Origin of the sequence: Clostridium hominis (assembly GCF_014287825.1) — a bacterium.
Lineage (GTDB): Bacteria > Bacillota > Clostridia > Clostridiales > Clostridiaceae > Clostridium > Clostridium hominis.
In genome coordinates this window covers 1-15,115 of the sequence record NZ_JACOOO010000041.1, presented here as the reverse complement: position 1 = coordinate 15,115, position 15,115 = coordinate 1, and the positions used below count along the sequence as shown (strand labels likewise).

The window sequence follows — 15,115 nt, the reverse complement described above, 5'->3', positions numbered from 1 at the left end:
ATCTAATTCGATTATACTATAAAACTAATCTAACTTCTTCTAAAGAATAAACAAGAATCTAAGGATATAGAAGAGGAATGCTATTAACGCATTCCTCTTCTACTATTTGGCAAAATATTTTACTAGTATATAATTAAAAATCCAAAATAAAACCCCATAGATTACTCCTACAAGTGTTACAACTATTATAAATGTAATCCAATCAACAAATGGCTGAGATAACATTAAATTTAATCTTACAATCAATATTAATGATGAAATAGCAACACCACCTATAAGAAAAAATATAGTATTATCTATAAATGATTTCTTTTTATTCCTTCTTAATTCTATTAAAAAACTTCGTAAATATTTATACTGGATATAATCTAGTACCGCAATTAATATTGCCATCCAAATATAACCTGATGGTGGTGGAAAGTCTGCTCCTAAAAGCATTACCCCATTCCATCCTATGAAAAAAAGTATTGAATTTATTAAAATAATTTTAGAAGTATTCAATATGCTACCATCTACTTTCTTTTATAGATATTTATATTACAACTTTTAATCAAATCTATTAACTAATACTATCTGGTCCTAACTTAAGTTTATATATTTGAGTATTGAACTTATTCCTTTAGTTTGTAAATAAATCTGTAGTTATAAAATCAACTCCATACTGTATTAACTTTGATCGCATTTCAATATCATCAATAGTCCAAACATTAACTTTTACGTCTTTCGAATGTGCATAACTAACTAATTCTTTTGTCACAACTTTATATGATGTATCAATATCAAAATTATTTTTTTTACAGTAATTAATATTATCTATTGTTATATCTATTATAGCTTGTATATTAATATTTTTATTTATATTTCTTATATTCTCTAATAATTTTCTGTTAAAAGAGATAACAATACATTTATCTTCTAATCCATACTTCTTTATTAAATCAATGAATACAATTGGATTACTAATATTTTTAATCTCTATAACAGGTACCATGCCATATTCTTTACATACGATGAAAAACTCCTCTAATATTGGAACTCTTAACCCTGGATACTTGGATACATTAGCTCCAGAATCAATGGTTAATTCTTTTATCTCTTCTAATGTCAATTGTGATATTAATCCTGACCCTGTTGTAGTTCTATCAACAGTTTCATCATGCATTAATATATAATAACCATCTTTTGTCTCATATACATCAGTTTCAGCCCCATAGAATCCATATTTTCCTGCCATTTTATAAGCAGGTATAGTATTTTCTGGGGCTATATTGGAGTATCCTCTATGAGCTATTGTTTTACAATAATTATTCCTACTTATAACCTCTAAATCAAACGTCTTTTCAAAACAATTATTTAACCCTTTACTTAATAATAGTTTCTTTTCACAGACTTTTGTATTTTCATTTAATTCTTTATACACTCCATTTTCAAACAAATTTCTATCTAAATTATCTATATGTTCTAAAGTAATATATAACATCATTATTAGCATAATAATTAATGATGCTTTTCTTATATATTTCATCATTTTCTCCTATAATTTTTTAGCTTTATAGCACTTATTAGCTAAATATTATAATGCTCAAATCACTATAGAATAATACAGAAACCTTTATTTTTCATAATAAGAATTCAAAATTATATAAGTAACCTATATAAGCTAAGGAGTCATTTTTATTAGACTACTTAGCTTATATCTTAACCTTTAAATTTATTATATATTACCAGCTACAAATTCCTTATCGTTCATTATTTCAATATAGTCATCTAATAACTCTTTTTTTAACTTTTCTTTATAGATATTAAAATTAATCAAATTTTCTTTAGATACCTTCCCGAAATCAACTATTGAAAATTTTATTTCAGAAAAAGGAAGTGGAATTATATAATTATCCCACCTTCTTGTCAATGTTATTTTTCTTTTAATATCTATCTTTGTGGCTAAAAAATTCTTCTCTGATGTATTGGCAAGCTTAAAACCTATTTTCTTTGGTTCATGTAAAGGTCCTAAAGGTCCATCTAACGATATTACTAAAGTTGAGTTTTCTTTTTTACTTTCATCATTAAGCTCCCTCAAAAATGACTTCATTTTAATTCCATCAGGCATTCTTAAGGCTCTCATATTATAATAATTTAATGTCTCCTCTATATAATCTCCTCTTTTATCAGCAGTTACAACAACAGCTACATCTATCTCTTCTTTAGATAATTCCTTCATAAGTAAATTCATAACGTAGCTATCACCATGCCAAAATCCTATAATACTATTTTTTATAATATCTCCATTATTTAATTTTATTTCTATTTTACTCGTTTTATATACTAGTTCCAGATATTTTATATATACTTTACTTATAAATCTTCCTAAATCCAAACTCATAACTAAACTCTCCCCCTCTATTTCCATATAAATCAATAACATCTATATAACTTTTCTCTGCTATTTTAGCTATTTTTTCACTTGAATAGTTTAAAGCTGTATTATATGCTCTAATACTCATTTTTTTAAAGCTCACTTTATTATTTAATAAAGATGCTATTTTATCTGACCACTCATCTATATCTTCATCAGTAATAAATCCATTAACTTCATTTTCAATAATATCTACTACCCCTGTACCTCTTACTGCAACAACAGGATTTTTTGCTGCCATTGCTTCTATTAAAACTATTCCTTGCGTTTCAGACTTAGATGCAAAAAGGAACAAGTCACAAGCTCTATAATAATCTCCAATATTTTTATTAGGTATATTATTTAAAAACTCTACATTGGACTTTATCCCCAAATTTGAAACCTTCTCCTTTAATTCTTCTTTTAACGGACCATCTCCTATAATTAAAAGTTTAAATATATCTCCTACTTTTTCCTTTAATCTTTTTATACCATCTATAATAAACTCTACATTTTTTTCCTTAGTTAATCTTGATACTGTACAAAATAAATACTTTTTATCATCTATATATTTATCTCTAATTTCTCTTGTTCTACTTTCATCTCCTATAAAATGAGTATCTTCTAGTCCTGTAGGCATTACATTAATCTTTGTATTAACATTTATCTCTTCTAAGTAATTTTTTATTTCCTTAGTTGGTGCAAAAATCATATCGCACATATTTGAAAAAGTTTTTACGCCTTTTGGAACTAATGTTTCTTTTGTAAAAGTTAATATATCATTTTCTATATTATTTAATATTCCCTTATCTCTATTTTTTCTATTATCTAAAGCATCATATAATTTAATATTATGCAAATATTCTTCATATCTGGTATGGTAAGTAAATGTTACAGGTATATTATATTTCTTACCTAAGTAAATAGCTGTCCATCCTATTAACATTGGATGATGAACATGAATTATATCGATATTAAGTTCTCTAAACTTTCTTTCTATGTTTAAATCAAAAATATTTGGCACTGCAAACTTTCCAGTTATTTTATTATTCTCTTTTAGCGACTTATATCTTACAACATTCTCTTCATCAACTTGATTTTCATAACTTGGAGCAAATATAAATACTTCATGCCCTTGTTCTCTTAAACCATTAGCTAACCTTTCTATAGATATAGGCACTCCTCCTATGAAAGGTTTATAATTATTAGTTAACATTGCTATTCTCATATTTCTCACCATTCCCTTTCTACATTAAATTTTTTAGTACTATATCACCAAAAATGTATCCAGCTGACATAAAAGCTCCATTCCATATTAAGATACCTAACGCTGAATAAATACTATACTCTAAGAAATTTAGCCTTATAACACCAGCTGGTATTGAAATTAATGTCCTAACCATAGGAATTAACTTACTTATGAATACTCCTAAGTTTCCCTTACTTCTTAAAAACTCCATTTTTTCTTCAATATATTTACCTTGCTTTGGAAATTTATTAACATACTTCTTAAGTAAGAACTCTCCTCCAAATAATCCTAATCCATATAATGCGCAGCTTCCTATAAGTCCTGCCATCACTGATATTATTAATGCTGTTATAAAACTATGATTACTATTTGCCACCCAAATCCCTGCTACCGGCAATATAATTCCTGCTGGAAAACCAGGTAGGTTTAAATATTCTAATAAAATAACTATAAATAAAAAAATCATTCCATAATTAGATAAATAACCTATAACTCCATTAACATCCATATATAAACTCTCCTTATCTACTAATCGTTATATATTTATAGTAAACTTAACTTCTTAAGTTAAATTCCATATAAATCTAAAGAAATTCTTAAGTAATTCTTATAAAAATAAACAAAAAAACAGAGTGATATAAAATCACTCTAATCTATTGATATACTTTTTACATATTAATACTGTTTTCTTTTTAATTTGCCATATCAAATAATATTTGACTTTCTTTAGATGTTACTTCAATAATATTATAGAAAATTTCCTTCTGAGAACGACCTTTCCTACTAATTACTTCATTTAACTCTTACTTTTTTTGAAATTCCATTAAATTCTTATTATAAATAATATTAAAAATGTTAAAAACCACTGCAACTGAAAGCATAATAGAACAAATAAAAAATAAACTTTGTTTTTTATCCGATTTTAATGTCTTAATTGCAAACTTCTATACTCCCATATCTCATCCCCCTGTAAACTTATATATTGATTATAGAATGTTCAAGTAACTTATCCACATAATTTTAATTAAATCTTTTTAATATTTTATAAAATATAAGACTGACTCCATTTAGAGTCAGCCTTATAAACTAAGATATTTTATCGTCTTTTATTTTTTTACTTTAACTGCTTTCCTTAAACTATTTAATATCACAATAAAATATTATAAACATAAACTCCATCAGTTATGATAATACTTTTAACTCCTTTAATAATTCTTCATAGTTCTTTTCATATTCTTTCTTCTTTTCAGAATTATTTTCTATAGAAATTAATGAAATAGTCTCCGCAATTTTATTTTTTATAACCATTGCTCTATCTTCTTTATTCTTATCTACTTTAGATATTGTTGGTTCATTTATTTTACTTATATATTCATTATAAGAATATGGATAATAGTTTAATTGTTTATTATCTATAATTAATACTTCATCACAAATTTTACTTATAAACCTTCTATCATGAGACACTATAATCATAGTTTTATTACTATTTTTCAAAGCTTCTTCTAAAGCTTCCATAGAAGTTATATCAAGATAATTCGTAGGTTCATCTAAAATTAAAAGATTATTATCACTTAAAATTATTTTACAAAGGGAAACTCTAACTTTCTCCCCTCCACTTAATACAGAAACTTTTTTGTAAACAGAATCTTCCTTAAATAAAAACCTTGCCAAAGTTATTCTAATAAAAGTTTGATTAAAACTTGAATCTTCCATAACATTTTCTAATATAGTTTTGTTTTGATCTAGAATATCTAACCCTTGTTTAAAATATCCTATTTTTACTCTATTAGCTATCTTAATATTTTTATTTTTATCTAATATAGCGTTTATCAATGTTGTCTTGCCACATCCATTCTCTCCAATTAATGCTACCTTCTTATTCTTTTTAAGCTTAAATGAAGCTTTTTTTATTAATACTTTCTCTTCAAATTCTAGAGTTATCTCGTTTATATCTATAGGATACTTAGCATAAAATTCATGTCCTTCAGCAATATCAACCTTTATAATTTGCTCTTTTTTAGGTTTTTCTTTTTCTTCTAATCTATCTATTCTACTAACTATTCCTTTTATAGCATTTTCCATAGATTTTTTAGCTTTCTGATCACCCATCTTGCATAATCTTGCTTCTGAATTACCAAATCTTGTTGGAGCTTTTCTTACGGAATCTCTTAAAGAAGATTTTGCTTTAATTGCTTCCTCAAGCCTTCTTTTCTCTTTTACATATTGATCATATTCGAATTCTGCTCTATTTATTCTTTCATCCTTTTGTATAAGATATGAAGAATAATTTCCATCATAAACTGTAACCTTACCACCTTCTAACTCAAAAATCTTAGTGCATATATTATCTAAAAATTCTCTATCATGAGATACTAGTAAAACAGCTCCTTGATATTCTTTAAACTTCTCTTCGATATATTTTATAGATTTACCATCAAGATTTGATGTTGGTTCATCTGCAATTATAAGTTCTTTATTTTCATTTAAAGCTTTAGCAATTCTAGCTTTAACCTTTTCTCCTCCACTTAAATAACTATTATACTCATTTGGTATTTTTAATTCCTTTGATATTTTACCTATTTCTATATCAACAGCTTCTTCAAGTTGTGTTATATATGAAAAATTATTATTTATATGAATGTTGCCTTCATCAGCTTCTACAACTCCACATATTATATTAAGAAGAGTTGTTTTGCCTCCTCCATTTGCTCCAACTAACCCTATCTTTTCTCCTGCAAAAATCTCTAAACTATCAATATCCAAAATTAATCTATCAGCATAATATTTCTTTATTTTATCTATCTTAATTAAAAGCATAAAAAAAATCCCTCCTTCATCTTTGGAGAGATAATCACTTACTTAATAACCTTTTTAATATAACTAATTAAACTATACAAAAGCATAGTTTAATAAAACTCACTCCTTCTATAAAATGAGTTAATAATATAGTTAAATTAATCATCTGACATTCAGATGAACTTTAATTAAAGTTATATCAATTTAAAAGTAATGTATCTCTCAACTTTAAATAACACAAATAAAACCTTAGCAAAAATATTTTTCTACTATTAGGTTCCTTTTATATTTTAATTGTCATCTAAATAGAAATTACATTACATTCTCATCTGCTTAATACCTTTACCTTTCTTTAATTTAACTTTCTTACATTTATATTATATTACATTTCCTAAAATTGTCTATTGTTTTTTTAATTTCCCCTTCTTACAAATATTTTTCACTTTTACTTTAACAAATCTCATACTTCTTCTATGGTGCATATCCCTTCTGATTTTCTCAATACTTCAATAACATGATCATATGATGTTCTCTTAGGTGAAGTTATAGTGAATATTCCACCTATAATTGGCTCATTTATATTATTAGACTTTATAAGCTCCATATCACTTACTTTGAGTCCATTTTTTTTAATAAACTTAAGAAATTTACCAATATCGATAATATTTGAAAATTCAACATATAAAGTCATTTCTTTAGTTTTATACATCAAATTCTTTTCTAAACCATGCAAAAACTCCATAGCTACAAGTATCATCAGACATCCTACTATGGCTCCTGAAAAATACCCTATTCCTATAGTCAACCCAATACATGCTGATGCCCAAAGTCCAGCTGCCGTAGTAAGTCCTTTAACTCTATTTCTCCCTGTAACTATTATTGTTCCAGCGCCTAAAAAACCAATTCCACTAATAACTTGCGCACCCATTCTTGATGGATCCCCACCATACTTTGTTGCTATATATTCATTTGTAATCATGACCATAGCTGATGCTACACATACCAACATATATGTCCTAAAACCTGCTGGCCTGTTTTTTCTTCCCCTATCAATTCCTAAGATACCACCACATATTAATGCTAATAAGAGCTTTAAAAATGTATCTATTATACCTAATTCACTTAATAACTCACTCATTTCACACCAACTTTCTATTAACATAGTATAACTTTATTATTCCTCATACATTTTATATCTACTATATTTATATTACTTTTAATATATTATTGTTACTCTATGTCTTATTAATCACTTTATAATCTTATTTTTTCTTAGTTCGCTCAATGGATAAACACCTTACATAGCAATTAATTTCATTACTTTAATTTACAATATTGTAACTTTCTATATTTATGCTATTATTAAATTGATTATATTTTTAATTATGGGAGGGTATTATATGATTATTAAATGTATCGATAATTCACTATGTTCAACATTAACATTAAACAAGGAGTATTTTGTTTTAGAAGAGGCTCCTGAGTATTATGTAATATTTGATGATGTTCACGAAGAAATAACTTGTAAAAAATCTAGATTTACAATTATTACTGATGGAGATCTAACAAAGAAATGTAAAGCTACTATAAATGAACTTAACTACCAATTAAGTAATGATTTTAAAGATATAAAAAGTTTCTCAATCAGAAAAAATTCCAAAGGTGAAATAAAAGAAGTTTCAATAAAATTCAAATATTAGTCACATAAAAATAGTGTCTTAATCATAAAGATTAAGACACTATTTCTGATATTTCATTATAAACTCTAGTACATATATCTTTAAACTTCCTATTTAATATTTTAGATAATTCCTCTGAATAATCTATATGTGATATCTCTATACCTATAAGATATCCTTTAACATCTCGCCTTTCTTTTCTTAGTAAGCTTAATAAACTTTCCTCATGTGGTGAATAATCATAATTTATAAACTCATCACACCTATCTAAAGATTTTACTGTTACAGCTCCTGGTCTAGTCATAAAGTATGTTGAATCTATTATTATAACCTCATCATCTTCTTCTATTTTATTTATACAATACAGTACATCTGTTTTCCCAATAATCACCTCTATATCATCACCTAAAGCTTCAATCTCTTCTTTTAAATTTTCTGCTACTCTAACCCCTATTCCATCATCACAAAGAAGAATATTTCCAATGCCAAATACTTTAATCATAACTACTCCCCCTAATAATACCCTCTTGATATTATTAATGATTTTAGGAAGTATTTTATGACATAGATAAATCTATAATTATCACTTTTATTATTGTCAAATCCTGCTTTAGATTAATATACTATCATATATAGTATTTTTGAAAGTGATGATATGCGAATATATGTTGAATTGGAAGGTTGCAAACTTCTTGGCAGTGGCGCTGAAGGCTCTGTCTACTTAAGTCCTGAGGGATATGTCCTTAAAAGCTTTAAAAATAAAAAAGCTGCTGATAAAGAAGCTTTTATACTTAACTGTGCTAAAAGCAGTAGATTCTTCCCCAATGTTATTCTTCAGATAAGCACATTAATAGTAAGAGAATATGTTGGTGGGGAAAATCTTTATGAATATCTATCTGCTAATGGCTTATCTTATAAAGTCTCTACTGAAATTATTGATTTTGTAGAAGATTTAAAAATACTTAAATTTAAAAGATTAAATGTTCGAAATGCACATATTTTTATAAATAAAAAAGAGGAATTAATGGTTATTGACCCTAGGAAGTCTTTTTCTAAAAGCACACCTTACCCAAAAGATATAATAAAAATCTTTCTTAAACTTCATCTTTTCGATAAATTTTTAGAAGATTTAACCCAGTATAAACCGGATCTACTCACTTACTGGATTGACTCCTATAAATATACAGCTAGATTTAATAAAGTATCAAGATATGGGTAGTCTCTTGTAACAAAAATGAAAGTTTTATTTCTTGTAGATGAAAATACTGCTCCAACAGCATAAAAAATTAATTAAATTTAAGCTTAAAATATTAATGCCCAAAGTCTAAGTTCTAAGCTCACTTTACTTTGGGCAATTAATTTTTTCAACTATTGACTATTATTTATCTAACTCTGAGCTTTCAGTTATTATTTTATTAACTATTCCATAATTAATAGCATCATTTGCACTTAGCCAATAATTCCTATCTGTATCCCTTTCAACCTTATCTAAGCTTTGACCAGTAGCCTCACTAATTATTGTATTAATTCTCTTACGAACTCTTAATATTTCTTCTGCCTCTATTTCTATATCTGTAGCCTGCCCATTAAATCCACCTAACGGCTGATGAATCATATATCTAGTGTTAGGCAGAGAGTACCTATTTTCTTTATCAGCAGCAAGGTAAATTGTAATACCTGCACTTGCTACCCATCCTGTTCCTATCATTATAACCTTTGGCTTTACAAACTTTATCATATCATGTATTGTGTCACCAGCTTCAACATGACCACCTTGGCTATTTATAAATATTTTAATCGGTTCATCTCCCATTTCTTCAAGAATTAATAATTGTGTAACAACCTTTTCTGCTAAAGCTTGATTTATTTCACCTGAAATAATTATAGTTCTTGACTTAAATAACTTTTCCATAACTATGTTTGGCATTTCTTTTGTTTTTTCGTTCTTCTCTGCTTTCTCAGTATCATTCCCGTAAAATCTCATAAAATTCTCCTCCTATAAAAAAAAGTATATAAATACATTATATACTTTTATAAATTTTAAATACAATTAAATGTATAATATTTATTTGTTATATCTATTTATATTCTTCCGTAGAAGTAGGTAATCCTTTATCTTTCAATCTCACCTCTACAGTTTCTTTAATAAGCGAGTAAACTACTGCAAATATTGGTACTCCTACTATCATCCCTACAAATCCTAATAATTTTGAGAATATTAAAAGTGAGAATAATATCCAAAAAGCTGATATTCCTATTGTATCTCCAAGTATCTTAGGACCTATAATATTTCCATCGATTTGCTGAATTACAAATACTATAAGAACAAGCCATAATGCCTTAGTTGGTGATACAAATAAAACAATAATTACTGATGGTATAGCTCCAAAAAATGGTCCAAAGAATGGTATTATATTAGTTATACCTATAATTACTGATATAAGTAGTGTGTATGGCATCTTACATATTGATAATATACAGAAAGTTAAGACACCTATTATAAGTGAATCTATAATCTTTCCTACTAAAAACTTTCCAAACGTATCATTACTTATTCTTGCAATTCTTAAAATAAACTTAGCTCTTTCATTCGGAGAAAATGCAAAAACTATTTTTCTACATAAGGCCAAAAGTTTTTCCTTATCTATAAGCATATATATTGATACTATTACTCCTATAAATATTGAAAATAGACTTGAACTTAATTCTAAAACCCAATTTCCTATAACAGGCACCATATTAGTTATGATAGTAATTACAGTATTCACCAAATCATTCCACTGCTTCATTAATACATCTATAAACTGTGGATCTAAATCAACTTTACCTATTAATTCATTAGTAATATTACTAAGTTCTTTAACATATTGAGGTATACTGTTTGCTAATCCTAATATACTATCTAATAATTGTGGTAATACAAATTGTAAAAATAAATATAGCATAATACTAGCTGATATATATGTAAGAACTAACCCTACTGATCTTTTTACCTTTTTAGATTGTTTATCAAACTTATCCCATTTAGACAATAAATTCTCATAAAACTTCAACATGAAATTTAATATATATGCTATTGCGCCACCTATAATAAATGGTCTTAATGTTGCTATCATCCCACTAATTTTACTTAAAAATTCACCTGCATTAGATATAAACATATAAAGAATTATACTACAAGCTATAACAGTGAAAGAGTATACGGCTATAGTTGTATATCTTTTATTCCATTCTACTTTCATTTTAACCCCCGTCTTTTATATTTTTATTTAATTATAGCATGATATTTTATTATTACATCAGTATTTAGAAAAAATTAAGTTCCTTAATAAAAAATTAAGAGCTGATAAATCAGCTCTACAATTACATATCTTTTTTAATTATTTTGTCTATGATTTCTACTCTTTCATCACCTAAATATTTTGATATATTTACATTCATATTTTTTTCTTTATATATTCTGTCTTTATTAGCCTCAACTATAGCAACTATTTTTTCTTCCATCTTTTCATATGTCATAAGATCTTCTAAATAAACATCTACTATATCCTTTAAACATGTAGCTAATTCTCTAGGATTTCTATAAACTTTTCTCATAATAACTCCTTGTAAGTTCTTTTCTGATTTTTCACCTATATTATATATCAATAATTATATTATGTATAGTGAGTGCGCTTCTAAATCTTTAATTTACTTAAATGAATAAATAAAGTTGTTATGATAAAAATACTATTATATAAAACAAGTTTGGAGGTAACGAAATTGAAGAATTTTATAAATAAACTTACTCTATTTACATCTACTCTGATTCTACTTTTAACTGGATCTATTATTCCTTCTGCATCTATGGACAATCCTCCTGAAATGACAGATAGTAATAGTAAAAAAGTAGTGTACTTAACTTTTGATGATGGTCCTAGTGAGAATACTACTAAAATTTTAGATATATTAAAAGAAAATGATGTTAAGGCTACATTTTTTATAATATCACCTTATATTCCTAGTCATAACGATATAGTTAAGAGAATTTATGAAGAAGGGCATGCTATTGGAAACCATACCGCAGACCATGAATTTGATAAGATCTATACTTCTGAAGAAGCATTTATGAAAAGTTTCAATAAGCAACAAGAATTCATAAAAGAAATGACTGGTTCAGAATGCAGAATCTTCAGATTTCCCGGTGGCTCTAAAAATACTCTAGTTAGAAACGCCCGTGGAAAAGACTTTACAAAAAATATAATTGTTAAACTAGAGTCAGAAGGATTTCATTGCTATGATTGGAATGTTGATTCAGGTGATTCTCATGCAAGCAGCGTTCCTGTAGGTACTATCTGCAATAATATTTTAAAAGAAATTAAAGATAAAGATGGTAATTTAAAAAATCCATCAATAGTACTTATGCATGATTGCTTAACAAAAAAGACAACTGTTCAAGCTTTACCTGAAATAATCAAGATTTTCAAAGATAATGGTTATGAATTTGATACACTTAAGTAATAAATTGCGCACTAAGTGTGCAGTCCAAAAGTCGACTTCGTCGAGTCCAATAGTGCCTACGGCAGTCCAAGATATTTACTCTGTAAATATCCACAAGCCTTTTTAATTCTAAGCAATTGCTCTTAGACTTTGACGAAGTCAAACTTTTAACTCTTACTAAATAAATGATTATGACATAGAAGAAAATGATAAAATTAATAGTGTAAGAAACATAGAATGAGCTTTAGAACTTTAGTCACTATCGTTGTGAAAATGCGTTAAGAAATTTAAATGTTTGAGCATAGCGAGTTTTTAAATTTTAGTATTTTTGCATAAAATAGTGGCTAAAAGTTCTTAGCGAATGGGTCAGTTTCTGTAGCTGTCAATTTTATCATTTTCTATGTCATATTATTTCGCACTTTATTTCATTTCTTCTACTTATTTATATATCCCTATTATATATTTTAGATATTTCAATCTTGTTCTTACATATAAGAATTAATGCTCCTACAACTCCGCAGCAACCGAAAACTGCTCCTGCTATAGGTAATGAAAATATCTCCCCTAATACTCCTGCAACTAAATTCGCTAAAAACATCCCTCCAAAAACTAATAATTGAAAAAATGAATTTACTCTTGCCCTTTTCTCCTTTGGAATATAGCTTTGGACTGAACTTTCTCTTATATTTGCAGAGTTAACACCTAAAAAACCCTCAATAAATCTCATTATTACCATTATTGGAAAAGCTACAAACATTAAAACACCATCTAATAAATCATAAATAATATAAACTTTTGATGCTATTGCATATCTTTTTCCCTCAGGTATTTTAATCATATAATGTAATACTCCTCCAACAGTTCTTCCAATAGTTTCAGCAGATAATAAAAGTGAGTAATGGGTCGTATTATATACCATATGACTTTGAAAAAAAGGTACTAGCAATAATGATACTCCTTGACTAGCAAATATAGTTACGGCTATATAAAGATAAATAAATAAGATTCCTTTTTCTTTTTTTAAATATAACACGCCTTCTTTTATATCAGTAAAATATTCTTGTAATTTATATTTGTCAGCTATTCTATTACCTTCTTCGTATTTTATAAATAACTCTACTGAAGCACATATAAGCAAAAGTACCCCTTCAATTATAAATAAAATTTCAATTCCTACACTTTCATAAACTATAGCTGCTATTGGAGTAAAGCTTGCAGCTATAATTGGATATATTAAAACTGAAACCGAATATCCTTTTTGTGCAAAACCTTCTGGTATAAGATCTGGAAAAAGTGAGTTGTAAGCCAAGCTATAAATAACTCCAATTGTACTTGCTATAAATCCGACAACTATAAATAAATAATAATTAAAATCTGTACTAATTAAATACACTCCAAAAATAGTATAAATAGCACCTAATAAGTAATCTAAAAATACTATTATCTTTTTTCTTGATATTCTATCTATATACGGTGCTACTAGTACTGGGAACAAAACCTGTGGAATTATAATAACCGCATTATATATGCCTGTAAGCATAATAGAGCTTGTATTGTTATATACAACTATACTTAATGCAAAATTCAATCCAATGCTTCCTATTGCTGATATAATAGTTCCTATTGTTATTATCGTAAAATTTCTATCCCATAATTTACTCCTATTTTTCATAATACTAACCTCTCTTTCATTCGTTAGTATTATTATACAAAAACTACTAATCTATAATAAACCTAGTAGTTTTGGGAAAATTATCTATATTATTATATACTAAAACTATATTTTATCTATCTAAAAAGAAAATATTTCTTCCATAACCTCTAAAGCTTCCTTATACTTTCTATTTGACTTTAGCCATTCTACATAATAGCTTGCAAAAAACAATTTAAATCCATAGTGCATACTTCCGTCTTTGACATAAAAAAGCTTACTTAATACGTCTCCATACTCAACATTTTTAAGATAATTATTATCATTACAAATTATTTCTAACATTCTAATCATATGCTGAATATATGTATCATTATCTAAATATTCATAATGAGCTGCATATTTACTTTTTGCTAAATACTTAATAGCCTCTTCATTATTTCCCAAATCTAAATTTACAATAACTAACTTTTGATACAAGTAAAAACAATCTATGCCATAGCCTATATCTTCAGCCATTTTTAAATACTTAAGAGACTTCCTCGAATCCTTCTTAATATAAGTTGCACCTAAATTATAATATATATTTCCTTTAACATTATCATCTATATTTTTAGATAACTTTAAAGCTTTATCATAGTACTTCTCCATAAGTGGTATTGAGTTTAAATTAGAATATGTATTAGCTAAGTAAATACAATCAATTACAGCATCATCTATATTTCCTAATTCTATCTCTAAGATAAAGTCTTTATTGAAATACTCTATTGCTCTATTATAATCTCCATCTATATAGTAACTTACCCCTATATTAAATAATCCCTTTCCTTCTGGATTAATCATATAAGCTTTTTCAAAATAGTTTA

At 26.7% G+C, this 15,115-nt stretch carries 16 protein-coding genes; 3 read left to right on the top strand and 13 right to left on the bottom strand.

All coding sequences use genetic code 11. From position 1 onward, the window contains the following. Positions 1–102 precede the first annotated feature (102 nt). The 7 genes from H8S20_RS17040 to H8S20_RS17010 form a co-directional block, all read right to left on the bottom strand. Positions 103–501, bottom strand: coding sequence for a hypothetical protein (locus H8S20_RS17040; RefSeq protein WP_186860858.1), 399 nt, complete (start codon positions 499–501; stop codon positions 103–105). 118 nt (positions 502–619) lie between these two features. Continuing rightward, positions 620–1,525, bottom strand: coding sequence for a glycerophosphodiester phosphodiesterase (locus H8S20_RS17035; RefSeq protein ID WP_186860857.1), 906 nt, complete (start codon positions 1,523–1,525; stop codon positions 620–622). 189 nt (positions 1,526–1,714) lie between these two features. Beyond that, positions 1,715–2,380, bottom strand: coding sequence for a hypothetical protein (locus tag H8S20_RS17030; RefSeq protein WP_186860856.1), 666 nt, complete (start codon positions 2,378–2,380; stop codon positions 1,715–1,717). Next, positions 2,349–3,632, bottom strand: coding sequence for a glycosyltransferase (locus H8S20_RS17025; protein ID WP_186860855.1), 1,284 nt, complete (start codon positions 3,630–3,632; stop codon positions 2,349–2,351). The genes H8S20_RS17030 and H8S20_RS17025 overlap by 32 nt, the downstream gene beginning before the upstream one ends. A 7-nt stretch (positions 3,633–3,639) precedes the next feature. Beyond that, positions 3,640–4,149, bottom strand: coding sequence for a DedA family protein (locus tag H8S20_RS17020; RefSeq protein WP_186860854.1), 510 nt, complete (start codon positions 4,147–4,149; stop codon positions 3,640–3,642). A gap of 674 nt (positions 4,150–4,823) precedes the next feature. Beyond that, complete coding sequence (gene abc-f / locus H8S20_RS17015; protein WP_186860853.1) at positions 4,824–6,461, bottom strand: ribosomal protection-like ABC-F family protein; 1,638 nt, start codon at positions 6,459–6,461, stop codon at positions 4,824–4,826. Positions 6,462–6,900: 439 nt separating this feature from the next. After that, the gene (locus H8S20_RS17010; protein WP_243177747.1) at positions 6,901–7,602 is read right to left on the bottom strand and encodes an MgtC/SapB family protein; all 702 of its coding nucleotides are present in this window, start codon (positions 7,600–7,602) and stop codon (positions 6,901–6,903) included. Positions 7,603–7,840: 238 nt separating this feature from the next. Here H8S20_RS17010 and H8S20_RS17005 point away from each other — a divergent pair, with 238 nt between their 5' ends. After that, positions 7,841–8,140: a hypothetical protein gene (locus H8S20_RS17005; RefSeq protein WP_032119370.1), complete on the top strand. Its 300-nt coding sequence runs from the start codon at positions 7,841–7,843 to the stop codon at positions 8,138–8,140. 31 nt (positions 8,141–8,171) lie between these two features. Here the strand turns inward: H8S20_RS17005 and H8S20_RS17000 are convergent, their stop codons facing one another. Continuing rightward, complete coding sequence (locus tag H8S20_RS17000) at positions 8,172–8,621, bottom strand: hydrogenase maturation protease (RefSeq protein WP_186860852.1); 450 nt, start codon at positions 8,619–8,621, stop codon at positions 8,172–8,174. A 153-nt stretch (positions 8,622–8,774) separates the two neighbouring features. Between H8S20_RS17000 and H8S20_RS16995 the strand changes: the two genes are divergently transcribed. Continuing rightward, positions 8,775–9,338, top strand: a complete 564-nt coding sequence (locus tag H8S20_RS16995; RefSeq protein WP_032119372.1) for a serine/threonine protein kinase — start codon at positions 8,775–8,777, stop codon at positions 9,336–9,338. A 159-nt stretch (positions 9,339–9,497) separates the two neighbouring features. Here H8S20_RS16995 and H8S20_RS16990 read toward each other — a convergent pair whose 3' ends face one another. The 3 genes from H8S20_RS16990 to H8S20_RS16980 form a co-directional block, all read right to left on the bottom strand. Further along, a complete protein-coding gene (locus H8S20_RS16990; protein ID WP_186860851.1) occupies positions 9,498–10,103 on the bottom strand; it encodes an ATP-dependent Clp protease proteolytic subunit in 606 nt (201 codons plus the stop codon). Between the two features lie 94 nt (positions 10,104–10,197). Then, positions 10,198–11,361, bottom strand: a complete 1,164-nt coding sequence (locus tag H8S20_RS16985) for an AI-2E family transporter (protein WP_186860850.1) — start codon at positions 11,359–11,361, stop codon at positions 10,198–10,200. A gap of 121 nt (positions 11,362–11,482) precedes the next feature. Continuing rightward, positions 11,483–11,716, bottom strand: a complete 234-nt coding sequence (locus H8S20_RS16980) for a TIGR04540 family protein (protein ID WP_032119375.1) — start codon at positions 11,714–11,716, stop codon at positions 11,483–11,485. Between the two features lie 165 nt (positions 11,717–11,881). Here H8S20_RS16980 and H8S20_RS16975 point away from each other — a divergent pair, with 165 nt between their 5' ends. Beyond that, on the top strand, positions 11,882–12,619 hold the full coding sequence (locus H8S20_RS16975) for a polysaccharide deacetylase family protein (protein WP_186860849.1): 738 nt from the start codon (positions 11,882–11,884) through the stop codon (positions 12,617–12,619). Positions 12,620–13,040: 421 nt separating this feature from the next. On the opposite strand, the gene H8S20_RS16970 is transcribed toward H8S20_RS16975, so the two are convergent. Continuing rightward, positions 13,041–14,270 carry an MFS transporter gene (locus H8S20_RS16970; RefSeq protein WP_186860848.1) on the bottom strand — a complete coding sequence of 410 codons (1,230 nt, stop codon included), beginning with the start codon at positions 14,268–14,270 and terminating at the stop codon, positions 13,041–13,043. Positions 14,271–14,390: 120 nt separating this feature from the next. After that, on the bottom strand, positions 14,391–15,115 hold a 725-nt coding region (locus tag H8S20_RS16965; RefSeq protein ID WP_186860847.1), incomplete at its 5' end, for a tetratricopeptide repeat protein.